Here is a 22,385-nt window from a genome sequence, read left to right as displayed (position 1 = left end):
CATGTCCCTCTCCCCGGCGATGGAACGCAGCGCCGAGCGGATACGCAGAGCCCGGATCGTTCCGGTCCTGCGAACCTCCGATGCCGAGACCGGTCACGCCGTCGCCCTACGGCTGGTCGCGGCCGGCCTGGACGTTCTCGAGGTGACCGCGACCATCCCCGGCTGGCACGACCTCCTCGCCGCAGTGAAGGCCGAGGCACCGAACGCACTGGTGGGCCTGGGCACCGTCCGCACGGAGGCCGACGCCGAGCGCGCGCTGGCGCGAGGCGCCGACTTCCTGGTCAGCCCGCATCCGGTCGCTGCAGCCCGAGCACCCGCTCACGCACAGGACGTGCTGTTCATCGAGGGCGGAACCACGCCGGCCGAGATCGGCGAAGCCACCGACCGTGGTGTCGCCAAGGTATTCCCCGCCCACCTCGGCGGACCGCCCTACCTGAAGTCCCTGCTCTCGATCCTGCCCGGGGCCCGGATCATCCCCACCGGCGGCATCGCCGTGAGCGAGGTCCCCACCTGGCTCGACGCTGGCGCGTTCGCCGTAGGAGTCGGTAGCGACCTGTACGCGGCCGACGATCTGGAGGCGAAGGTATCGGAGCTGCGGGAACTCGTCGGCCCGGGACACTCATGACCGACCTCATCAGACCCACCTCCGTGAACACCCCGGCGACCCGAGTGGCCGTCATCGGCGAATGCATGGTCGAGCTCACCCACCACAGCGACCGCACGCTCGCACTCGACTTCGCCGGCGACACCTTCAACACCGCGGTCTATCTGGCACGCGGCACGCCGGCCCGAGATGTGTGCATCGACTACGTCACCGCCGTGGGCGACGACTGGTACAGCGGCGAACTCGTCTCAGCGATCGAGACCGAGGGTATCGGCACCGAACTGATCGAACGCATACCCGGCCATTCCCCGGGCCTCTATCTCGTTCGAACCGACGACCGGGGAGAACGCACCTTCACCTACCACCGGTCCGAGTCCGCGGCACGACACCTGTTCGACAACGGCTGGCCGGAACGGATCGACCGCGCCATCGGCGCGAGTGACCTGATCTACCTGTCCGCGATCACACTCCAGATCCTCTCCGCGTCGGCTCGGGAGCGACTCTGGTCGATCCTCTCGACCGCCCGCGCCCGGGGCGCGAAGATCGCGTTCGACAGCAACTTCAGGCGGCGGGGGTGGCCGACGGTCGGCGATGCGCGTGCGGCCATCGAGCGCACGGTCGAACTGACCGACCTCTACCTTCCCACCCTGGCAGACGAACAGATCGTCTTCGGCGACCGCGACGGCCCCGCGTGCGCACAACGCATCGCGGGCCTCGGACTCCCGGAATGCGTCATCAAGGATGGGGAACGTGGGTGCCTGGTGCTGGCCGACGGCGGCGTCGTGTCCGTACCCGCACGACACGATGTCCCCGTCGTCGACACGACCGCAGCAGGCGATTCCTTCAACGCCGGGTATATTGCCGCACGCCTGCGAGGCGAAGCGCGGCCGCGGGCAGCCGAGTCAGCCCATCTGCTCGCCGCCCAGGTCGTCGGTGGATCCGGAGCGATCCTGCCCGACGGGGTCATCCCACGGCGTGAGCAGGCGAAGGCCCCTCCGGACGCCGTCTAGGGCCGCGCTGGCGGACCAGGAGACCAGACCACTACTCTTCAGACCAATGACCACAAGCGCTATTGTCAAGAAGGGGCCGAACGGTCGGCATGAGCCACGGCAAGATCGAACCCGTCCGCCGCCTGAAGGTCGCCGACTCCGTTGCCGAGCAACTCGAATCGATGATCGGCCGCGGAGATCTAGCACCGGGGGACAAATTGCCGCCGGAGCGTGTACTCGCGGAGCAATTCGGCATCGGCCGCAGTTCCATGAGGGAAGCGATCCGGATCGTCGAGGCGAACGGGATGCTCCGAACGGACCACGGGATCGGCGTCTTCGTGGTCAGCAAGACACGGCGGACGCCCGACCTGTCACAACTGTTGATACTTGGCGAGTACACGGTGCCGGAACTCTTCGAGGCCCGCATCACCCTCGAACGCGACGCAGCGGGCTTCGCCGCTCAACGCGCCACCCCGGACGATGCGACCGTGCTGCATGACATCATCACGGCGATGGCGGATCCCGACCTGAGCGACGACGGCTTCGTTGCGCTCGATGCCGACCTGCATCGGACGATCACAAAGATCACGAGAAACCCGATCCTGTTAACTCTCCACTCGTCGATCGAACCTCTTTTCGTGGACTACTCCCGACAGGTCATCGGATTGCCGGGGCGTCGGGAGACCGCGGACATCGGGCACCGCGCGATCGTCGACGCGGTGGTCGGAAAGCGGGTCCGCGAGGCGCGCACGGCGGCTGTGAAACATATTCGCGATGTCGAGCGGGATATCATCGCGAACCTGACGGATGCGCACTCGCCACGTCACTCACCCGCCTCGAATCTGCGGTCAACAGCTACGTAGCTCCGAGCGCGGCGTTGCCAGCGATGAGGTTTCGTAAAGATATCTGCCTATTCCGGAGCTAGCCCGGATCTTTCGTCCTGAGGTCGGGTCATGATCGACACCGGTGCTGGCCGGGTGTTGAGGGGCATTCTGCCTGTGGGACACGACAGTTCGGCCGAGGTCGCTCGGTGCGCCGGGTCCACCCGCCGGTCGGGTTCCTTGGTCGTCGGGGCTGGTGGGGCGGCGTTCAGCCGGGAGCGGCGAGCGCGCGGAGCTGGTTGAGTCCGTTGAGGACAAGCTCTGACCAGGGTGAGTGGGCAGAGAGGTGCAGCACGGTTCGGCGTGCGTGACGGGCGAGCTGGGCGGGGGTCGGGAACAGGCGCAGCCGCAGCCGTTTCGGTTCCCACCGGCGAGCGGGGTGCTCGGTGAAGGCGAGGAGCTGGGCCCAGGCGGTGATCTCGCAGGCCAGCGCGACGACGGCCTGCCAGATGCGGTTCTGGTCGAGCTCGTGCAGCGGCAGGTTCGTCAGCCCGGTGTCCTTCGCGGCGCGGATGCGGTCCTCGACACGGGCGCGGCGACGGTGGCGCAGCTCGAGGTCGGCGAGCTGACGGTGCGGGCCGCCGGGGCGGGTGTTGGTGGCGAACGCGGTGTAGCGCAACCCGTCCGGGTCGGTGATCCGCAGCTGCGCACCCGGGTGCGGCCGCTCGCGGCGCACGATCACCCGCATTCCGGGCGGCCAGGTGGTCAGGTTCATCAGGCCGGTCGCCTCGATGACCCATGCTCCGGGTCGGGGTTCGCGGTCGGCGTCCAGCGCGGTCTGCCAGTCGCCGGCCGGGAGGGCGGCGAGCTGGTCGACCAGGGCCTGGGTCAGCCCGAACCCGACCGAGTAGGACAACCGCTGCCCGTGCAGCCAGTCCAGCAGCTCGTGGGACGCGCCGGCTCCGTCGACCCGGATCAGGGCCTTGCGGCCGGGCCGGTTGCCGGGCTTGTGTCCGGGGAGCTGGCGCAGCGCGGCGCGGATGACGGTGATGTGGTCGGCGGCGGTGTTCGATCCGGCGTTGCCCGGGCGCAGCAGTGCGGCCAGCGGCTCACCGGTGCCTGCGGCTCCGTGGTCGGCGAAGGCCCACAGCGGGTGGTGGCCGAAGCCCTTCTTGAACGTCGGTGCCGCGCCCTGCTTGTCGGAGTGGGCGGTGACCAGAGTCGCATCCACGTCGATGACCAGCGGCGCGGCTGCGCCGGTGTCGTGATCGGGGGCGGCAGGCCCGGCGAGTGCCCAGGCCTGGGCTCGTGCCGCGGCGCGGGCAGTGTCGATCGCCGCCAGCGCTGCGGTGGCGTCGGCGGCGAGACGGTCGATGGTGCGTGACACCGTCGGATCCGAGGCCACCAGACCGCACAGAGCGGGCTCGGCGCGCAGCAACGCGATGTCGGACAGGCAGTCTCCACCGGCAGCGAGTGTGAGTGCGAGGTCGAGCAGGACCTTCGCCGGGTCGTGCACCGCCAGCCGCGGGCGCCACGGCTCCAACGCCGCCGACAACGCGCGGTCGAGCCCGACCTTGGCGTTGGTCTCGGTCAGCAGTCTCGTCCCGGCATGAGACACCACCGCCGTCGCGGCCGTGTCGATGTCCGGGCACGGGTAGAACCCGCTAGCCTTCTTCACCTGGAGGGTGCTCCTGCTCTTGGGCCGATGGAGACTTCAGCAATCCCCATTCTCCCTGGTCAGCGGCACCCTCCAGCCTCATGACACGCCCTACTCGGCGAACCGCGATGAAAGCCCCGGGCTAACGGCGATGACGCGGTCAACGCGCGTGAGAACTGTGTCCCACGGGAGTTTGCGATCTGGTGGAGCTTGGCGAGGCTCGTGCAGTGCCCAGACCTCCGGTCCGTAGATCAAGTGGACACCACCGGCGCGCAACGTGGTGAGGTGCCCTTCCCACGCCGGATGCCGTGCGTGGGCTGCGTTCACGCGGGGAAAGACCACGACCGGGGTGGCCGGATTGCCGATGGCCTCACCGGCTGTCGTGAGGGCCTGGTTGTCGGCGATCCCGAGGGCGAGCTTGGCGACCGTGTTCGCCGAGGCAGGCGCGACGACGTAGCAGTCGACAGGTGGATGCGGGCTCCGCTCGTCAGGACCTCGCGGTGCGACCCGTACTGGCAACCCGGTCGCCGTCTCCAGCTCGGCGAGCTCTCCAGAGTCAGATAGCCAGCTGCCTGCTGTGGGTGTCAGAGTGACGGCCACGCGCCAGCCACGTTCCAGGGCCGGGCCGATGAACGAGTCACGAATCGTCTCGACCCCGCCGACGGCTGTGGCGACCAGGCCGATGACCGGCCGGTCGTCGGTCACCGGACCGCCCGGCAGCGGTGGGCGAGACCGAGCAGCCGGGATGACCGCGCACCAGTGGACACCGGGGCGCGGCGGTGCATCGTCTTGACCGCTTCGCGCACAACGGCGCTGTGTCGGACGAGGGCAGGTGCCGTGCGCTCGGCCTCGAGCAGGAGATCTACCGCGTCATCGTCGCGGGCCAGGTAGGAGAGCGCACGCGCGAGGTCGATCAGGTGCGTCACCTGGCGTTCGACCGGGAGGTGAGCGACGTCGACGTTCTCGCCTCGACGCACGACCCATGTCATGTCGCCGAGATCGAGGCCGGCCGAGAGCCGGTGCAGCTCGACGTTCGCCGGCCCGAACCCGGTCTGCCAGTAGCTACCGTCCTCGCCTAGTCGGATCGCCGATTGCTCGGCGTAATCAAGCAGCTCGGTCGCCACCGCCCGGTCCTGACGGCGAGCGGCCGCTACCGCGGTGCGCAGATGCAGCATTCCGAGCAGGCTCAGTGCGTTCGGATCTCCTGCGGCGACCTGCGGGCCCAACCAGTGTGCCGCTGTCTCACCGAGGCTCAGGGCGTCGTCGTAGCGACCGACGGCGAGCAGCGCGTGTGTGGCCGCCCGCGCCGCGGACGCGAGCACGAGCGGGTCGTCAGCCTCGTCAGCGGCCTTCATCGCACGCTCCGCGGCCATCCACGACAGGTCGGCCTCCCCGACCTTGCTCAGCGTGGTCGCGGCCAGGTGATGGGTACGGGCCGACATTGCCCAAGCTCGCCGGCGACCTCCGTCGTCGAGATCGGAAGCCGCATCCTCGAGTTGCTGGGCCGCGCGAACGAGTCGTGGGAGCCGCTCGACGACTTCGCCGATCCGTCCGCGCTGTTAGTCGGCACACAAGAACTCAGCGAGTTGCTCGGCGCGAGCAAGATCGGGCTGCGGCCCATCGCTCGGCGGGGCGAACAGGACCCGAGAGAGTCGGCCGGGCGCCATGAGCGCGTCGCGGATAGCAGGGATGTCGTCGCGTTCCTCGTCCTCCTCCATGAGAACGGGCTGTCCCATGAGGTCGCCGAGCGTGACCCGCAGTGCGCGGGCCAGTTCGGTCAGGAGATCGACACGCCGCATCTGCCGCTCGCCACGCTCGATCTTGCTCAGCCAGTCGGTGCTCCGGCCGACGAGGCCGGCGAGCTGGCTCTGCGTGTAGCCGCGACGTTGCCGGTAGAACGCGATCCGCTCCCCGGTCTGCATCTCGTCACCCGCTCCGCGCATCACTTCAGGCTACCGCGCTCCGGCGTCCCGAATCGGACTGTCGCACAGCTGCCCTGATGAACATCAGGAATCCGCCCACGCCGCGTCCATGACCGCGGCTCCGGCCGGGTGCAGCTCTCCGCGGGCCACGTAGATGTCGGTCAACGTGCTGATCTTGGCGTGACCGGTGAGATCCGCTTTCTGCCGATCGGTGAGAATGCCCGAGTCGTGCCAGATCGTCGCTGCCGTCTTACGGAACGTGTGACTGGTGACCGGCCAGTCCATTCCGGCGGCTTTGCGGGCATCCCGAATATAGGTAGCCATGTTGTTGGGGTCCTTCCACCCCAATCCACCGACCACGGACGCCGCAGGGAACACCGGCACCTCCGGACCGTGGTTCTCTCGACAGCTCAACATTGCCACGACGAACCGCGGGAGCGGAACGATACGAAGTGACATTTCCGTCTTGCCATCGTGTCGCTGTAGCCCTTTCCCGCGATGACGGACGATGTTGCCCGTGATCGCGACGATCGGGACGGCGCGCATCGTGTCGCCGTCGACTACGGGCACACCCTCGAGGTCGACGTCGCACCAACGCACCCCGAGCGCCTCGCCGATCCGGACTCCGGTTCCGATCATGAACGTCACGATGTCCGGTAGGTCTCGCCTGCGGGCCTTCTCCTGCCTTCGTGCCTCGTCGGGGTCGTCCGACGTACCGGTCATCCAGTCGAGGAACTGGCGCCGCTCGACCGCGGTGAGAGCCCGTGGCTTCCGAGACCCCTTCTCGATGGGGTCGAGATGGCGAATCGGGTTGTCGGGGATTGCCTCGTGCTGCGCAGCCATGCGCAGGATCAGCGAGACGATGGTCCGCACTGTCTTGCGGGACTCGGCGCTGTGCCGCGGCGAGAGCGATACGAAGAACCCGTCGAATCGAGACACTGTGCACTCGTAGAGTCGCCACTGCCCGATCGCCGGCAGGATCACCGATCGCAACCGCTGCCGGTACAGGTCCGCGGTCGTCACAGCGCGGGCGCCGTCGGCGACCTGCGCATCGAGCTTCCCCAGCCACAACTCGGCGGCACGCTCGAACGTGTGCTCCGGCCGCAGCGGCGCGACAGCGACGCTGCGAGTCCGAGTACGGATCTCATCTTGGATGGCCCGTGACGCCGCCGCCTTCGTCGAGCCGGCACGCTCGATCCAGCGGGTGACGCCGTCGAAGTCCCGAAACCTGCAGCGGGCGACGTAGCTTCCGCCCCGAGAGCCCGCACGCTGCTTGATCCATATCTCGCCGTGGGTTCCCATCGGCAGCGGTGGTCGAGCCATCCGTAAACCGTCCGTCGCGCGTGCCCACGGAAAATTTCCGTGGGGTTTCCGTGTGATTGGATCACTCTACGGCGTCAGTTGCGGCAACAGCAAGGCCGTGAACTGGGATTTTGTGCGGCGGGCCGGGCTCGAACCGGCAACCTGACGGGTTATGAGTCCGCTGCTCTGACCAATTGAGCTACCGCCGCGGTGTGCGCGGGAGGTTACCGGAGGAGGGTCTCCCCTCCCCCGGCAACTCACTCACTCCGCGGGCGGCGCCTTCCCCGGCCCGCGCACGTCGGACGGCGGCTCCGGCGGGTCCGCCAGCGGCCCCACCTGGGCCACCGCCGGCTCGTCCGGGGCGTCCGCGGGGTCACCCGCGCCGTCCGTGGAGTCCCCGCTCACGACCTCGCGGGACGGCGCGTCGACCTCGGTCGGCTGCTCCCGCAGGTGCCCGGAGACGACGGCGGTGCGCGGCGGGACCTCCCGGCGGAACCCGACGAGCAGCGCGACCAGCATCCCGCAGACCAGGATGAAGATCGGCAGCCCGATGACGGTGATGACCTCCTGCAACGCCTCGATCGCGGTGTCCCCGCCGAGCAGCAGCAGGGCCGCGGCGAGACCGCCGAGCGACAGCGCCCAGAACACCCGCTGGCGCAGCGGGCTCATCTCGCCCTTGCCGGTGCAGAGCATGTCGACGACCAGCGACGCCGAGTCGGCCGAGGTGATCAGGAACAGCATCACGATGATGATCGCGATTCCGGACACCACGGTGGACAGCGGGAACTGCTCGAAGAACGCGAACATCGCCAGCGGCACGCTCTCGGCGACCGCGGCCGAGATGGGGCCGCCCTCGCCGCCGATGCCATCGGCCGCCATCGCCGACCAGCCGAAGACGACGAACCAGACGACGGTGAACGCGGCCGGCGCGACGAGCACGCCCACCACGAACTCGCGCACGGTCCGGCCGCGCGAGATGCGGGCCAGGAAGACGCCCATGTAGGGCGCCCAGGTGACCGTCCACGCCCAGTAGAAGACGGTCCAGCCAGCCTGCCAGCCCCAGCCGTCGGCCTCGGTGTAGGTGGAGAGCGCGTCGTTCCAGAACGACAGCGGGATGATCTGCGTCGCGTAGATCCCGACCGACTCGATCATCTGCCGGAGCAGGAACACCGTCTCGCCGACGAAGAGCACGAACAGCATCAGCCCGATCGCGGCCAGGATGTTGATGTTCGACAGGCGCTTGATGCCGCGGTCCAGCCCGGAGGCGACGGACCAGGTCGCGACCAGGGCGATGATCAGGACGACGCCGACGCGCAGCTCCGTCGAGTCCGCCAGGCCGGTCATGGCGCTGATCCCGGCGCTGATCTGGGAGGTGCCCAGGCCGACCGAGACCGCGAGCCCGAACAGGGTGCCGAGCACCGCGAAGATGTCGATCGCCCGGCCGATCGGGCCGTGGATCTTCTGCCCGAGCAGCGGGTAGAACACCGACGACACCCGCATCGGCAGCTTGTAGCGGTAGATGAAGAAGCCGAACGCCAGGCCGGGGAGTGTGAAGATCGCCCAGGTGTGCAGGCTGAGGTGGTACATGGAGAACGCCATCGCGTCCTGCGCGGCCTGGCCGCTGTAGGGCTCGACGCCCTCGAACGGCGGGCTCCTGAAGTGTGAGATCGGCTCGGCGACGCCCCAGAACATCAGGACCGTGCCGATACCGCCCGCGAACAGCATCGCGAACCAGGACAGGTTCGTGAACTCGGGCTTGTCGCCCTCGGCGCCGAGCTTGAGGTTCCCGTAGCGGGAGAACGCCGCCCAGACCAGGAACACCAGCCAGGCCGTCACGCCGATCACGAAGAACCAGCCGAGGTTGAACGTGATCCACTCCCGGCCCGCGGTGAACGCGGCGCCGATCGGCACCGGGAACATCAGCAGCAGCGCCAGGATGAACAGCATCAGGCCCGCCGACCAGAAGAAGATCAGCGGGTTCGTACGCAGGCCGAGCCTGCGCGCCAGGTCGTGCACGTCGAACTCCTCCCCCCGACCGATGCCCGCACCGCCGGGCGTCATCGGGCGAGGTCGTCGGGAGGCGGGTGGCGGGTGGGCATCGATGCAGTCGCGCAAGAATGTCCGATATGAGATCAGGTGTCCACCTTTGAGTGAGCCGCGGGACGGCCCTGACCACCCCGGACGGGACAGCTGACCAGCGCCCATCTCAGCTCCGCAACGGTCCGCTCCGGGGGATCACCCGTCCGGTGCCGCGCCCCGCCTCCTACCCTCTGCGGATGCGGCTCGGCTACCTCACCCACGTCACCGGGGACGACCCGGCGCGGGCGTACCGCGAGACCGTCGAACTGGCCGTGTGCGCCGAGGAGCTGGGCTACGACTCGTTCTGGGTCGCCCAGCACCACGACGGCCATTTGGGCGGGCGGCTGCCGTCCCCGCTGGTGCTGCTCGCCGCGGTCGCCGAGCGGACCCGGCTGATCCGGCTCGGCACCGCCACCGTCGTGCTGCCGCTGGAGGAGCCGCGCCGACTGGCCGAGGACGCGACCGTCCTCGACGCGCTGGCCGGCGGTCGGCTGGAGTTCGGCATCGGCGCCGGGGCCGACGCCGACGCGGCGCGGCGGTTCGGCCGGCGGCACGACGACCGGCACGCCGACACCGTCGCCGCCCTGGACATCCTGCTGGAACTGCTGCCCGCCGGGCTCGCCGAACAGCGGATGTGGTGGGCCACGTCGTCCTCGGTGGACGCCGCCGCGGACCGCGGTCTCGGGGTGCTCTCCGGGAAGCCAGCCGGGCCCGGGTCGGACGTCGTCCCCGATCTCGCCCGGTACTGGACCTACGCCCGCGGCCTCGCCCGGGTGGCGCTGTCCCGGCCGCTCCCCGCCGGGCACTCGCCGGGCCGGATCATCGACGACCTGCTCGCCGACCCGGCCCTGCCGTGGGCCGGGGAGCTGATCGTGCAGGCACAGCCGTCGACGGTGTCCGCCGATGTGCACCGGGAGACCATGCAGCGCTTCGCGCGGTACGTGCGGCCCTTCCTCGGGGTGGCCGGGCCGGCCCATCCGGCGCCGGTGCCGCAGGCCCCCGAGCCGGACGAGGAGATCGCACCGCTGCTGCGGCCGCGGCCGGTGGTGCGGTCGCACCGGTAGCGGCCCGGTCGCCACCGGCCGCACGGGAACCGTGTCCGGTCCGGACTCGTTCACCCCGCATGTACGAGTACACGGTGGTCGAACTCCGCGAGGGCCTCATCGGCGGCAAGATGTCCGGCGACAAGCTGGAGCGGATCCTCAACGACCACGCGGCCAAGGGCTGGCAGCTCAAGGCGATCACCTCGGTCGAGGTGAAGGGCCGGATCGGCCCCGGCGGCGTCGACGGCATCCTGGTCACCTTCGAGCGGCAGCGCTGAGGCCCCTCACCACGCCCAGGACCCGGTCACCAATCCGACCCCGGTCACCGCGAGCAGCGCGACGACGACGTGCTCGCCGCGCCCGCCGGTGCGGAACCGCAGCACGTCCGGCCAGCGGATCCGGGCCAGCGGCCAGAACGCGAAGCGGTTCCCGGCCGAGGTCAGCTCGTCGCCGATCGCGCCGATCCAGCATCCGGCGCCTGCGGCGACACCGGTCCACACGGCGGTGTCGCCGGGCACCACGAAGGCGGTCGCCCACCAGGCGAGCAGCCCGATCCCGGCGGCGAACACCGGCGAGTGCGAGAACCCGCGGTGCGAGACGCCGGTGAGCAGCCGCGACAGCCACCGGATCAGTCGGCACAGCAGCCAGGTGACCGGGGGCAGCGCCCGGGTCGCGGTGCTGCTCGGGTGGTCGAGATCGGGTGCGAACGCGGCCAGCGCGCACACCAGCACGACGACCGGGACCAGCGCGGGCGGCGGCGGCACCGCCGCGCAGACGGCAAGCCCCAGCACGGCCCCGGACAGCGCGTGCGTCCGGCCCATCACCTGGTCATCACGGTGTCGCGCTCCCCGGCGGTGTCGTCGAACGGCGGTCCCGGGGACGACCGGGCCGGTGCCGATCCTATCGGCGGGCCGGGCCCGGACCCGGCCGTCGACACGCGTCGCGGACAGGATGATTCGACCGCCGCCGGCGAGGTACCCGGGGGCCGTGGCCGACGGGCCTCCGATACCGGGCCACGGCCGCGGCCCGGGGAGCGGGCCGGCCCGCCGGATCCGCTGAACGACACCCGGCCGAACCGGACAGGAGGGTTCCGATGACCTACCGCGACGATCTCCGCGTCGACAAGGCCCTGCAGGGCGCCGACTTCCCGCGCACCCGGCAGCAGGTGCTCGACTACGCCCGGGAGCGCGACACCGACGACACGACGCTGGAGGCGCTGCGCGCCCTCCCCGAGGGCACCTACGACAACGGTGCGCAGGTCGCGCGCGCCGTGCCGCAGGAGCCCGAGGGCGACCGGCCGGGCGGCACCGACCGCTGAGTCGGGCTCAGAGCTCCGCGCGGACCCGGGCGGTGCCCCGGACGAGGGCCCGCAGCTTGCCCTCCGCCGTCGCCCGCGGGAGGTACTTCATCCCGCAGTCGGTGGAGGGCACGATGCGGTCCGGGGTGGTGTGCGGAAATGCCCGCCGCACCCGCCCGGCGACGACCTCGGCCGTCTCCACCTCCGGATCCGACAGGTCGATCACCCCCAGGATGATCGTCTTCCCGGACAGATCCTTCAGCACACCCAGGTCCAGCCCCGACTGCGCCGTCTCGATCGACACCTGATCCACCGCACAGTCCGCCAGCTCCGGCAGGAACGAGTACCCCTCCGGACGCTCGTGGATGATCGCCGCATACCCGAAACAGATGTGCACCGCCGTCGTCCCCGACACACCGTCGAGCGCCGCGTTCAACGCCGCCAGCCCGTACGCCCGCGCCGCATCCGGCCGCGCCTGCATGTACGGCTCGTCGATCTGCACCACGTCCGCACCCGCCGCGTGCAGGTCCCGGATCTCCGCGTTCACCGCCGCCGCGTAGTCCATCGCGGCCGCCCCGGCGTCCGGGTAGTGGTCGTTCTGCGCCTGCTGGCTCATCGTGAACGGCCCCGGCACGGTGATCTTGACCGTCCGATCGGTGTGCGCGCGCAGGAACTGCGCGTCCGCCACCTGCACCGGCGCCGGGCGCCGGATCGGGCCGGTGATCCGCGGCACCGGGTTCGGGTGCCCGCTGCGGTCCAGCGCGGTCCCCGGGTTGTCCACGTCCACCCCTTCCAGCGCGGTGGCGAAGTGGTTGGAGTAGCTCTCCCGGCGGATCTCGCCGTCGGTGACGATGTCCAGCCCGGCCTCCTCCTGGGCCCGGATCGCGAGCCGGGTCGCGTCGTCCTGCGCCTCCGTGAGGTGCTCCGGCGCGGGCCGCCACAGCTCCTTGGCGCGGACCCGCGGCGGGAACCGGTCGGCCAGCCGGGCACGGTCGATCAGCCACTCCGGCTGGGCGTAGCTCCCGACCAGCGACGTGGGCAGTACGGGAAGCGGCACGGGTTCTCCTTCGCGACGGCCGCGGCGAGGCATGCACCCCGCCGCATATCGGACACCTGTCCGATCCTCGGGCACCGTCCGGGACGGGTCAACCCGCCGGCAGGCCCAGCTCCACCTGCGCGAGCCGGCGGTACATCGGCTCCCGGAACCCGGTGTTGCGGTGACCGGCGATCGTCGACAGGTCCCGCCACGCCCGTTCGAAACGCTCGCCGGCCCGCAGCGCGCTGGAACCGACGACCGGGACCAGGCCGCCGACCGCCTCCCACGCGGCGACGATCGCCTCCCGGGCGACGACGGTGAGCCGCAGCTCGTCGTGCTCGCCGTACGGCTTCCCGCCTGCGGCGCCCCGCGCGCTCAGCTCGGTGTGCTCCTCGGCGCAGCGCAGTACGACGGCGTCCGCGACCGCCAGCCGGCTCAGCGCGGTGCCGTACCAGCGCTGGAAGTCCGGGTCGTCGATCCGCGGCCGGACCGGTGGCACCGCGGTTCCCCGGCTGCGCATCAGGCGTCCGAACTCGTCGAGCGCGCCGAGTCCCGCGCCGACGGCGAGCGCCGCCAGCGACACGGTGAAGGGGGCGAGTGCCCGTCCGGCGTAGAGCGGGTTGCCGTGCAGCTCCAGGCCGGGCGTGCCACCCGCGACGTCGACCGAGACCAGCCCGGCACCCTCGACGACCTGGTCGGCGGGGATCACCGCGCCCGCCAGCACGATCCCGTTCGAGCCGCTGCCGCGCAGGCCGAGCGCGTCGCCCCAGTCGTCGAGCACTGTCCACGCCGACCGCGGCGCGACGAACACCAGCGGCCGCTCCGGGTCCCCGTCGGCGAACGCCTGGCCCATGAAGTGAGTCGAGTACCCGATCCCGGAGCAGTACCGGACCGTCCCGTCGAGCCGCCACCCACCGTCCGTCCGGACGGCCCGCACCTCCCCCGACGCCGACGAGGCGCACCGGACGTCGCCGCCGGCGAAGATCCGCTGCTGCGCGGACTCCGGGAGGTACGAGCCGAGCTGCATCGCGTGGCTGGTGGCGAGCGCCCACGACCACGCCGTCGACGGGCAGCCGCGGGCCATCTCCCGCTGCAGCCGGACGAACGTCGGCAGGTCCAGCTCCAGCCCGCCGAACCGGCGCGGCTGCAGCACCCGGTACAGGCCCGCGGCACGGAACCGCTCGTGCAGCTCGGGCGCGTAGCGGGTGCGCCGCTCGGTGGCGGCCTGCTCGGCGAGCAGCGTCGGCCGGAGGTCGACGACGGTGCGCAGCAGGTCGTCGGCGGTGCAGGTGGTCCCGGTCATCGGCGTCCCCGTTTCGCGTCGACGCGGACGCTAGGAGCCGGGACCGGTCCGGCGCGAGACCCGTCCCACCGGGCGGAAGCCGCCGGACGGACAGATGTCCGCGGTACCGGGGTGGTGTCGGACGATCTCCTCCGGCCAGGATGGGAGCGTGAACGGCACCTGGCGGAACTGGGCGGGCAACCAACGGACCCGGCCGGTCCGCACGGTGCACGCCCGGGACACCGGCGAGGTCGCCGACGCCGTCCGCGCCGCCGCCGAGGACGGCCTGCGGGTCAAGGCGATCGGCAGCGGCCACTCGTTCACCGGCGTCGGGGTCGCCGACGGGGTCGCGATCGCGGCGCCGTCGGATCCGGCCGGCATCCGGCTGGACGGCGAGATCGCGCACGTCCCCGCCGGGGTCACCCTGCGCGCGCTGAACCGGCGGCTCTGGGAGCTGGGCCGGGCCCTGCCGAACCTGGGTGACATCGACGCGCAGACCGTCGCCGGGGCGATCTCCACCGGCACGCACGGCACCGGCGCCGGGTACCGCGGCATCGCCACGCAGGTCGAGGGCGTGCAGCTGGTGCTCGCCGACGGCACCGTCCGGCATCCGGGCGGCGACGAGCTCGCCGCCGCCCGGATCGGGCTGGGTGCGCTCGGCGTGCTGACCGGGGTGAGCCTGCGGACCGTGCCCGCGTTCCGGCTGCACGCCGTCGAGTCGGTGCGGCCGCTGCCGGAGGTGCTCGACGGGCTCGACGGGCTCGCCGCCGCGCACGACCACGTCGAGTTCTACTGGTTCCCGCACACCGACCTCGCCGTGCTCAAGACCAACGACCGCACCGACGCCGAGGGTCCCCGGCGCGGCCGCGCGGCCGGATGGATCGGCGACGAGCTGCTCGGCAACAGCGGGTTCGGCCTCGCCTGCCGGGCCGGTGAGCTGGCCCCGCCGCTGGTCCCCCGGCTGAACGATTTCGTCGCCCGCCGGATGCCGGCGGGCGGCTACGTCGGCCGGTCCTACGAGGTGTTCTGCAGCCCGCGCCGGGTCCGGTTCCTGGAGATGGAGTACGCCGTGCCGCGCGCCGCGCTGCCGGAGGCGTTCGACGGGCTGCGCACCGCCGCCGACCGGCACGGTCACGGCGTCACCTTCCCGGTCGAGGTCCGGGTGCTCGGCGCCGACGACGTCCCGCTGTCCACCGCGTACGGCCGCGACACCGCGTACCTGGCCGTGCACGTGCGGGCCGGACGGCCGCACGAGACGTACTTCGGCGCCGTCGAACCGGTGCTGTCCGCGCTGGACGGACGCCCGCACTGGGGCAAGCTGCACACCATGACCGCGGCGACCCTGCGGTCCCGCTACCCGGCGTACGACGACGTCGTCGCCGTCCGCGACCGGCTCGACCCGGAGGGCCGGTTCCGCAACCCCTACCTGGACCGGGTCCTGGGAGTGCCGTGCGCGTCGCCGACCTGACCACCCCCGCGCTGCTCGTCGATGCGGGTGCGCTGGAGGCGAACCTGACCGACATGGCCGCCGTCCTGCCCGGACCGCGGTTGCGGCCGCACGTCAAGGCGCACAAGACGACCGCGCTCGCCGCCCGGCAGGCCGCACACGGTCACCACGGATTCACCTGCGCCACCGTGCGCGAGGTGGAGGGCATGGCGGCGGCCGGCCTGGGTGCGGACCTGCTGCTCGCCAACGAGGTGCTCGACGCCCGCAGGCTGGGCGCCGTCGTCGACACCGGTGCCCGCGTGACCCTGGCGATCGACTCGGCGGAGACGCTGCGGGCGGCCGTCGACGGCGGGGTGCGCGAGGTGCTCGTCGACGTCAACATCGGGCTCCCGCGCTGCGGGATCGCACCGGACCGGGCCGGGGAGTTCGCCGACGCCGCCCGCTCCGCCGGGCTGACCGTGCGCGGCGTGATGGGCTACGAGGGACACCTGCAGATGCTTGCCGACCCGGCCGAACGCGCCCGGCTCACCACCGAGTGCACCGACCGGCTGCTGGCCGCGCACGCCGACGTCGGCGGCGAGGTGATCTCCGGCGGCGGGACCGGCACGCACACGATGAACACCGCCTGCACCGAGATCCAGGCCGGCTCGTACGCGCTGATGGACACCGCCTACACCGCCGCCGGGCTGACCTTCCGGCAGGCGCTGACCGTGCTGTCCACCGTGCTCTCGACGACCGCGCCGGCCGGGGGCATGCCCGGCTGGGCCGTCGCCGACGCCGGGCTGAAGGCGTTCGGAATGGACCACGGCAACCCGACCGTGCCCGGCGGCGACGTCTGGTTCTGCTCCGACGAGCACCTGACCTTCGCCGCGACCCCGCTGCCCCGGCCCGGGGACCGGATCAGGATCGTGCCCGCCCACGTCGACCCGACCGTCGCGTTGCACGAGCGGATGCACGTGGTGGACGGCGACGGCCCGGACGCCGAGGTCCTCGACACCTGGGCGGTCGATCTCCGAGGCTGGTGAGCTGCGCCCGGCCGACGTCCGCCGCCGGGCTGCACCGCACTGGGCCGCGCCGCACCGGGCCGGACCGGGCCGCGCCGCACCCGCGCGGCCACACCTCCGGCCCGGGTCAGCCGTACCGCTGGGCCAGCGCGGTCAACCCGGTGGCGAACACCCCGTTCGCGAACAGCTCGACGAGGTCCCCCTCGGCGGCGGCGTCGGCGTCGAACTCGGTCCACCACTCGCCGAAGGTGTGCCCGGCCGTGGTGACCGGGGCCAGCCGCAGGGTGGAGATGTAGCGGCGCACCGGGAACGGCGACTCCAGGATCTCGTAGGTGACGGCGTGCCCGCGTTCGTCGAGGGCGAGCAGCTCCTCGACGACGACGCCGCCGTCCCCCAGCACGAGCCGGCGCTGCGCCCCGATCTCGGTGCCGGACGCGCCGCGGATCAGCTCGCAGCCCTCGATCGCCGGGTGCCAGCGGTGGATGCTGCCGAAGTCGCGCACGTGCGGCCAGACCTCGGCCAGCGGCGCACCGATCACGGCGCTGGAATAGGGACGGGGCATGGCGTCTCCTCCTCGGGAGTCGTCAGTTCTCGGTGCGCAGGTGGGGTGCCTGGGCGGCGAGCGTGTCGAGCTGGGCGCGCACCTCGGCGAACCCGGTGTCGGAGCGCAGGTCGAGCGCGATCGACGCGGCCTGTTCGGTGGTCTGGCCGAACGCGGTGCGGGCCTCGTCGAGCCGTTCGGCGATCGTGACGGCGGTGGGCCCGCCCGGGGCATGCCCGGAGTCGAGACTCTCCCCCAGTACGGCCAGCCGCAGCGCCTCGTCGAGCTGCCAGTCCAGCCGGCGTCCGACGTCGACCAACCAGCTGCGGGCCGGGCCGTCCGGGGTGGTCCGGACGACGGCGTGGTACGCGGTCACCGCGCGCACGCAGTCCTCGTAGGCGCCGGCCCACCAGCTGCCGGCGCGCAGGCCCGGCGGCAGCACCGGGCGGGCCTCGCCCTGCGCGAGGCGCATCGCGGCGAGCTCGTCCGGGCTGGGCGAGCGCAGCCAGGCGCGGGTGGCGAACTGCACCGGCAGCCCGACCAGCAGCCCGACCGGGATCCCGACGAACAGCACCGTCACCACGAGGATCGCCAGCATGCCCGGCACCCCGTCCAGGCCGCTGGGCTCCTCCGACACCGCCACCCCGATCATGCCGAGGACCCCGAACCCGAGGGCCGCGAACCCGCCGATGATCAGGGCACCGAACCTGGCCAGCGCGTGCTGCGGCCAGCGCCCGCGGACCCGCATCCGGCGCCGCCAGTCACCGCCCGGCGGCGGCGCGGGCCGCCTGGGGGCCATCACCGTTCGAGCGCGTTCTTGAAGGCGCGGGTCTGCGCGGTCAGCGCCTGCTCGGTCGGCAGCCGCTCCATCGACGACGCCCCGTAGAAGCCGTGGCAGGACTTCGTCCGGGACAGCACGTATGCGGCGTCCCCGGGCATCGCGATCGGGCCGCCGTGGCAGAGCACGAGCACGTCGTCGCGGACCTCGCGGGCCGCCGTGGCCCAGTCGTCGACCAGCTCGACGCAGTCGTCGAGGGTCTTCGAGGTCTCCGCGCCGATCGCGCCGCCGGTGGTCAGTCCCATGTGGCAGACGACGATGTCGGCACCCGCCCGGGCCATCTCGCGGGCCTGCTCGGCGGAGAACACGTAGGGCGTGGTCAGCAGCTCCTTCACCCGCGCCGCGGCGATCAGGTCGACCTCCAGGCCGAAGCCCATCCCGGTCTCCTCCAGGTTCGCCCGGAAGACGCCGTCGATCAGCCCGACGGTCGGGAAGTTCTGGATGCCGGCGAACCCGAGCGAGGCCAGCTCGTCGAGGAACCGGTCGGTGAGCAGGAACGGGTCGGTGCCGTTGACCCCGGCGAGCACCGGTGTCCGGCGGACCACCGGCAGCACCTCGGCGGCCATCTCGACGACGATCGCGTTGGCGTTGCCGTATGCCAGCAGTCCGGCCAGCGAGCCGCGTCCGGCCATCCGGTAGCGGCCCGAGTTGTAGATGACGATCAGGTCGATCCCGCCGGCCTCCTCGCACTTGGCGGACAGCCCGGTGCCGGCGCCGCCGCCGACGATCGGCTCGCCGCGCGCCGCCATCCCCGCGAAGCGTTCCATCAGCTCGGAGCGGGTGAACCGCCTCATGCGTGCACCTCCCGCCACGCGGTGAGCACCGCGTCGGCGAACTCGGGGTCGTTGACGTGGTGCGGGATCCGCCGCACCCGGCCGGTGTCGGCCACACCGGATTCGATCGCGGCGAACAGCGCCGCGTCTGCCGCCGGATCGTGGAACGCCCGGCCCGGCGTGTCCAGCGCGGACACCCCGCCCAGCGGCAGCAGGAACAGCCAGCGGCCGGTGAAGGTGTTCAGCTTGCGCGCCAGCCACTCCCCGATCGCGCGGTTCTCCTCCACGGTGGTCCGCACGAGGGTGACGTTGGCGTTGTGCTCGTAGCGCAGCCGTCCGGCGAACCGCTCCGGCACGGTCGCGACCGCCCCGAAGTTGACCATGTCGAGGGCCCCGCAGGACCCGACCCAGGGAATCCCGGTCCGGGCGACCGCGTCGAGCCGGTCCTCGCCGGCCGCCATCACGCCGCCGACGAGGAGATCCGCGATCTCGGTGGTGGTCAGGTCCAGCACCGAGTCGACCAGGCCGTCGTCGACCAGTTTCTCCAGCGACGCACCGCCGGCGCCGGTGGCGTGGAAGACCAGCGCGTCGATCTCCTCGCCGAGCAGCTCGCGGACCCGGCTGACGCACGGCGTCGTCACCCCGAACATGGTCAGGCCGACCGCGGGCAGGTCCGTCCCGGCCGGCGCGGCGGGGGCGGCGACCGCACCGGCCAGCATGTGCGCGGCGTTGCCCAGCACCGCCCGGGAGATCCGGTTCAGCCCGGCGATGTCGGTGACGGCGTGCAGCATCGCGATGTCGCTCGCGCCGACGTAGGGCGCGGTGTCGCCGGACGCCACGGTGGACACCATCACCTTCGGCACGCCGACCGGCAGCGCCCGCATCGCCGGGGTGACCAGCGCCGTCCCGCCGGACCCGCCGAGCCCGAGCACCCCTGCGACGTCGCCGGCGCGGGCGAGCAGGAACGCGCGCAGCGCGACCGCCATCGCCCCCACCGCGGTCCCCCGGTCCCCGGTGAACACCGCGGCCGCGCCGTCCGGGTGGTGCGCGGCCACCTCGGCGGCGGACACCTCGGCGCCGGGCGCCGGGGCGGGCCCGGTGGACACGTCGACCCGGCACACCGGCACCCCTGCGGCGGCCACCGCGTCCGCCACGAAGTCGATCTCGGCGTGCTTGGTGTCGCGAGTCCCGACCACATACGCGCTCCGCACACCGGAGTTCTACCGGTACCCACCGCCCCGGGGCGAGGGCCGACGCCGGAACGACACAGGGCAGTATGGGTGGGCTCTCCCGGAAGCCGGGCTCGTGACCTCGCGGCCCCCGACGTCGTTGGAGTGACATGCACGGTCAACCGGACGACCACCACGGCATCGTGCTCCCGCTCGAGGGGCGGCCCGGCGGCGCCGTTCCCGGCCCGCCGGAACGCAACGGCGGCCCCCGCCCCGGCCCGGCCGCGCCGCCGCCCGGGCCGGCCCTGCTGCTGAGCTGGGTACCGGCCGACGGCGCCGACGAGGCCCGGAGCTGGGGCGGGCGGATCACCGCGTCCAGCGAGCTGGCCCGCCATCTGGTGCGCCCGCGCGCGCCCCAGACCGATCTGGCGGTGCGGCTCGCGCTGCCCGAGGCGTTCGGCGCGGAACCGCTGCTGCGGATGGTCGGCGCCGAGCCCCGGCCGGTCCGGCCCGGCCCGTCGACACTGCTGCCGGTCGGTGCGCCCGGCTCCGGGCCCGCCCCGGGCGCCCCGCTCGGGGCGCTGGTCCTCTCGATCGCCGTGGAGATCGCCGCCACCGGCACCCAGCACCGGGTGCTGGACGCGATCACCTCGGCGGCCGCCGCGCTCACCCGGTCCGGCGTGACCGGGCCGGACTCCCGGCTGCGGGCCGCCGAGGAGGCGCTGCGGGCCGCCCAGACCGACCTGCTGGAGCACGGTGGGGTGGGGGCGGACTCCGGCCTGAACACCGCCGTCGCGAACCTGTCGGTGCTGCGGCACCAGACGCACGCCCGGCTCTCGGGCTGGGAGCGGGTGGTCGCCGCCGCCGATCCGGCCGGGACCCCGGGGATCGCGCTGCGCGAGCAGCTCGGCGAGGTCGGCAGGCTCGGCTGGGACGGCTTCCCGGCCGCCGTGCACGGCGCCTATCAGGCGCTCGTCCTCGACGCGCGGCGGATCCTGCTCTCCGCAGCCGATCAGCTGCTGCGCTCGCCGAGCCGGCCGCTGGCCGCGCTGCGCCCGCTGATCGAGCCGGACCTGACCGGGCGCGCGTGCGACATCGCCCGGCTGCACCGGCTGCTGACCACGCTGTCGGTGCTGCCGCTGACCGTGCGCAAGCGCTCCGGCGGGATGCTGCCGAACCTGATCGCCGAGCAGGCGACCACGAACGCGCGCACCCAGGCGCTGTTCACCAGGATGGCGAACGCGCTGCACCCGCCGTCGTGGTGCGGCCAGGTGGCGGTGGAGGTCCGGGCGCTGCCGACCGGCGAGCTGCAGATCCTGCGCCCGGCCTGAGCACCCGCACGAACGGCCCTCCGTGGCGGTGCGGCCCACGGATGGCCCGTTCGTGCCGGTGCGGGTGGCTCAGCGCGCGGCGGCCGTGGCCCGCTTGCGGGCGTCCTTCGCGGCACCCTTGGCCTGCTTCGCGGCGTCGGCACCGGCGCTCGACGCGCGATCGGCGAGGTCCGAGCCGAGGCGGGCGGCCTGCGCCTGCGCCTGGCTCGCCAGCGTGCTCAGCCGGTCGGCGTACTCGGGGGCGCGCTTCTCGGCGCGGGCGACGGCCTTCTGGGCCTGCTTCTCCCAGCGGGCGCGCCGCTTCTCGGCCTCCTTGAGCCACCGGTCGCCGGTCTTGCCGGCCGCCTTGCGGTACTGCGCGCCGCGCTTGTCGACGGCCTTCTCCAGCTTGTCGCCCTGCTTCGCGGCGGCCTTGGCGAGCTTGACGCCCTTCTTCTCGGCCGCCTGGGCCTTCTTCTCCGCCTTCTTCGCGGCCCGCTGGGCAGCCGCCGACAGCTGCTCGGACCAGGTGGAGGCGCGCTCGGAGGCGACCTCACCGAGGTGCGCGGCCTGCTCGGACGCCTTGCCGCTCCACTCGCTCGCCCGCTCCCGGACGACCGGGCCGTACTCCTCGGCGGCGTCGTGCAGCTTCTCCCGGGTGCCCGCGGCGGCTGCGGCGATCGAGGTCCCGGCACCGGCCAGGCCGGCGGCGAGCTGCGCCCCGGTGTCCGAGTCGGACGCGGACGACAGGCGGGCCTGGGCCTTCGCCGCGGCCTGGCGGGCGCGGTAGGCGTTCGACGGTTTGCCGTGCGTGTCGGACGCGGCGATCAGCAGCCCGCCCAGCAGCCCGACGTTCTTCAGGAAGTGGATCTGCTGCTCGGTGCGCTTCTGCTGGTCGGTCTCCTCCCAGAAGCGGTGCCCGGCGAGCGTGGTGGGGATCACGGTGGCGGCGAGCGCGGTCGACGCGAGCCGAGGGAACCTGCCCAGCGCGAGCAGCGATCCGGCGGCGATCTTCACGCCGGCGTCGACCTTCACCAGGGTCTCGTAGTCGGGTCGGCGGTCCAGCGGCGCGTTCTCGACGACCTTGTCGATCGCCGGTGCGGCCTGGTCCAGCACGGGCTTGGCGGCTTGCGCGTGGCCCTCGGACTGGCGGAGCGCGGTCACGCCGCCGTAGATGAAAACGGCCGCGAGCATCGGCCGGGCAACTCGTCGCAAGACTGGCATGGGTCACCTTTCCCCGGTTCACCGCGTCCGCAAACCCCGGGGTGCGC

At 72.4% G+C, this 22,385-nt stretch carries 21 protein-coding genes, 1 tRNA gene and 1 pseudogene; 9 read left to right on the top strand and 14 right to left on the bottom strand.

Going from position 1 to position 22,385, the window contains the following annotated elements; translation table 11 throughout:
• The first annotated feature begins 1 nt into the window (after position 1).
• The 3 genes from ABZ881_RS08250 (at position 2) to ABZ881_RS08240 (ending at position 2,456) form a co-directional block, all read left to right on the top strand.
• Positions 2–625, top strand: coding sequence for a bifunctional 4-hydroxy-2-oxoglutarate aldolase/2-dehydro-3-deoxy-phosphogluconate aldolase (locus ABZ881_RS08250; RefSeq protein ID WP_358482851.1), 624 nt, complete (start codon positions 2–4; stop codon positions 623–625).
• Positions 622–1,614 carry a sugar kinase gene (locus ABZ881_RS08245; protein WP_358482850.1) on the top strand — a complete coding sequence of 331 codons (993 nt, stop codon included), beginning with the start codon at positions 622–624 and terminating at the stop codon, positions 1,612–1,614. The genes ABZ881_RS08250 and ABZ881_RS08245 overlap by 4 nt, the downstream gene beginning before the upstream one ends.
• An 89-nt stretch (positions 1,615–1,703) precedes the next feature.
• Positions 1,704–2,456: a FadR/GntR family transcriptional regulator gene (locus tag ABZ881_RS08240; protein WP_358482848.1), complete on the top strand. Its 753-nt coding sequence runs from the start codon at positions 1,704–1,706 to the stop codon at positions 2,454–2,456.
• A gap of 226 nt (positions 2,457–2,682) precedes the next feature.
• Here ABZ881_RS08240 and ABZ881_RS08235 read toward each other — a convergent pair whose 3' ends face one another.
• The 6 genes and pseudogenes from ABZ881_RS08235 to ABZ881_RS08210 form a co-directional block, all read right to left on the bottom strand.
• A complete protein-coding gene (locus tag ABZ881_RS08235) occupies positions 2,683–4,092 on the bottom strand; it encodes an IS1380 family transposase (RefSeq protein ID WP_358482846.1) in 1,410 nt (469 codons plus the stop codon).
• 90 nt (positions 4,093–4,182) lie between these two features.
• Positions 4,183–4,776 (bottom strand): flavoprotein, encoded by a 594-nt coding sequence (locus tag ABZ881_RS08230; RefSeq protein ID WP_358482845.1) that lies wholly within the window; start codon positions 4,774–4,776, stop codon positions 4,183–4,185.
• Positions 4,773–6,014: pseudogene (locus ABZ881_RS08225) on the bottom strand (helix-turn-helix transcriptional regulator). Before ABZ881_RS08225 ends, ABZ881_RS08230 begins: the two are co-directional and overlap by 4 nt.
• 63 nt (positions 6,015–6,077) lie before the next feature.
• Positions 6,078–7,316, bottom strand: coding sequence for a site-specific integrase (locus ABZ881_RS08220; protein WP_358482843.1), 1,239 nt, complete (start codon positions 7,314–7,316; stop codon positions 6,078–6,080).
• A 113-nt stretch (positions 7,317–7,429) separates the two neighbouring features.
• Positions 7,430–7,504: transfer RNA gene (locus tag ABZ881_RS08215), tRNA-Ile, on the bottom strand.
• A gap of 52 nt (positions 7,505–7,556) precedes the next feature.
• Positions 7,557–9,311, bottom strand: coding sequence for a BCCT family transporter (locus ABZ881_RS08210; protein WP_358482841.1), 1,755 nt, complete (start codon positions 9,309–9,311; stop codon positions 7,557–7,559).
• A 260-nt stretch (positions 9,312–9,571) separates the two neighbouring features.
• On the opposite strand from ABZ881_RS08210, the gene ABZ881_RS08205 reads away from it, so the two are divergent.
• Complete coding sequence (locus tag ABZ881_RS08205; RefSeq protein WP_358482840.1) at positions 9,572–10,438, top strand: LLM class flavin-dependent oxidoreductase; 867 nt, start codon at positions 9,572–9,574, stop codon at positions 10,436–10,438.
• Positions 10,439–10,497: 59 nt separating this feature from the next.
• Entirely contained in the window at positions 10,498–10,695 is a 198-nt protein-coding gene (locus tag ABZ881_RS08200) for a DUF4177 domain-containing protein (RefSeq protein WP_344020017.1), read from the top strand.
• Between the two features lie 6 nt (positions 10,696–10,701).
• On the opposite strand, the gene ABZ881_RS08195 is transcribed toward ABZ881_RS08200, so the two are convergent.
• Positions 10,702–11,238 (bottom strand): metal-dependent hydrolase, encoded by a 537-nt coding sequence (locus ABZ881_RS08195; protein ID WP_358482837.1) that lies wholly within the window; start codon positions 11,236–11,238, stop codon positions 10,702–10,704.
• Between the two features lie 272 nt (positions 11,239–11,510).
• Here ABZ881_RS08195 and ABZ881_RS08190 point away from each other — a divergent pair, with 272 nt between their 5' ends.
• Positions 11,511–11,735, top strand: a complete 225-nt coding sequence (locus tag ABZ881_RS08190; RefSeq protein WP_358482835.1) for a DUF2795 domain-containing protein — start codon at positions 11,511–11,513, stop codon at positions 11,733–11,735.
• A 7-nt stretch (positions 11,736–11,742) separates the two neighbouring features.
• Here the strand turns inward: ABZ881_RS08190 and ABZ881_RS08185 are convergent, their stop codons facing one another.
• Both ABZ881_RS08185 and ABZ881_RS08180 read right to left on the bottom strand, forming a co-directional pair.
• Entirely contained in the window at positions 11,743–12,771 is a 1,029-nt protein-coding gene (locus ABZ881_RS08185; protein WP_358482834.1) for a 5-methyltetrahydropteroyltriglutamate--homocysteine methyltransferase, read from the bottom strand.
• Between the two features lie 88 nt (positions 12,772–12,859).
• Complete coding sequence (locus ABZ881_RS08180) at positions 12,860–14,053, bottom strand: acyl-CoA dehydrogenase family protein (RefSeq protein WP_358482832.1); 1,194 nt, start codon at positions 14,051–14,053, stop codon at positions 12,860–12,862.
• 148 nt (positions 14,054–14,201) lie between these two features.
• Between ABZ881_RS08180 and ABZ881_RS08175 the strand changes: the two genes are divergently transcribed.
• Together ABZ881_RS08175 and ABZ881_RS08170 are read left to right on the top strand one after the other, a co-directional pair.
• Positions 14,202–15,500, top strand: coding sequence for a D-arabinono-1,4-lactone oxidase (locus ABZ881_RS08175; protein ID WP_358482831.1), 1,299 nt, complete (start codon positions 14,202–14,204; stop codon positions 15,498–15,500).
• Positions 15,482–16,504 (top strand): alanine racemase, encoded by a 1,023-nt coding sequence (locus tag ABZ881_RS08170; RefSeq protein ID WP_358482827.1) that lies wholly within the window; start codon positions 15,482–15,484, stop codon positions 16,502–16,504. Before ABZ881_RS08175 ends, ABZ881_RS08170 begins: the two co-directional genes overlap by 19 nt.
• A 106-nt stretch (positions 16,505–16,610) precedes the next feature.
• Here ABZ881_RS08170 and ABZ881_RS08165 read toward each other — a convergent pair whose 3' ends face one another.
• Genes ABZ881_RS08165 through ABZ881_RS08150 form a run of 4 tightly spaced genes read right to left on the bottom strand, consistent with a single transcriptional unit; the run spans position 16,611 to position 19,846 of the window.
• The gene (locus ABZ881_RS08165; RefSeq protein WP_358482826.1) at positions 16,611–17,045 is read right to left on the bottom strand and encodes an SRPBCC family protein; all 435 of its coding nucleotides are present in this window, start codon (positions 17,043–17,045) and stop codon (positions 16,611–16,613) included.
• Between the two features lie 22 nt (positions 17,046–17,067).
• Positions 17,068–17,826: a hypothetical protein gene (locus ABZ881_RS08160; protein ID WP_358482824.1), complete on the bottom strand. Its 759-nt coding sequence runs from the start codon at positions 17,824–17,826 to the stop codon at positions 17,068–17,070.
• Entirely contained in the window at positions 17,823–18,656 is an 834-nt protein-coding gene (locus tag ABZ881_RS08155) for a phosphoenolpyruvate hydrolase family protein (protein WP_358482822.1), read from the bottom strand. The genes ABZ881_RS08160 and ABZ881_RS08155 overlap by 4 nt, the downstream gene beginning before the upstream one ends.
• A complete protein-coding gene (locus tag ABZ881_RS08150) occupies positions 18,653–19,846 on the bottom strand; it encodes a Tm-1-like ATP-binding domain-containing protein (RefSeq protein WP_358482819.1) in 1,194 nt (397 codons plus the stop codon). The genes ABZ881_RS08155 and ABZ881_RS08150 overlap by 4 nt, the downstream gene beginning before the upstream one ends.
• A gap of 128 nt (positions 19,847–19,974) precedes the next feature.
• Here ABZ881_RS08150 and ABZ881_RS08145 point away from each other — a divergent pair, with 128 nt between their 5' ends.
• Positions 19,975–21,135, top strand: a complete 1,161-nt coding sequence (locus tag ABZ881_RS08145) for a hypothetical protein (protein ID WP_358482818.1) — start codon at positions 19,975–19,977, stop codon at positions 21,133–21,135.
• Between the two features lie 69 nt (positions 21,136–21,204).
• Here the strand turns inward: ABZ881_RS08145 and ABZ881_RS08140 are convergent, their stop codons facing one another.
• Positions 21,205–22,308, bottom strand: coding sequence for a DoxX family protein (locus ABZ881_RS08140; RefSeq protein ID WP_358482817.1), 1,104 nt, complete (start codon positions 22,306–22,308; stop codon positions 21,205–21,207).
• Positions 22,309–22,385 lie beyond the last annotated feature (77 nt).

Source organism: Pseudonocardia sp. NPDC046786 (assembly GCF_040645415.1).
Classification (GTDB): domain Bacteria; phylum Actinomycetota; class Actinomycetes; order Mycobacteriales; family Pseudonocardiaceae; genus Pseudonocardia; species Pseudonocardia kongjuensis.
The sequence above is the reverse complement of the archived record's forward strand: the minus strand, read 5'-3'. Positions and strand labels throughout refer to the sequence as shown.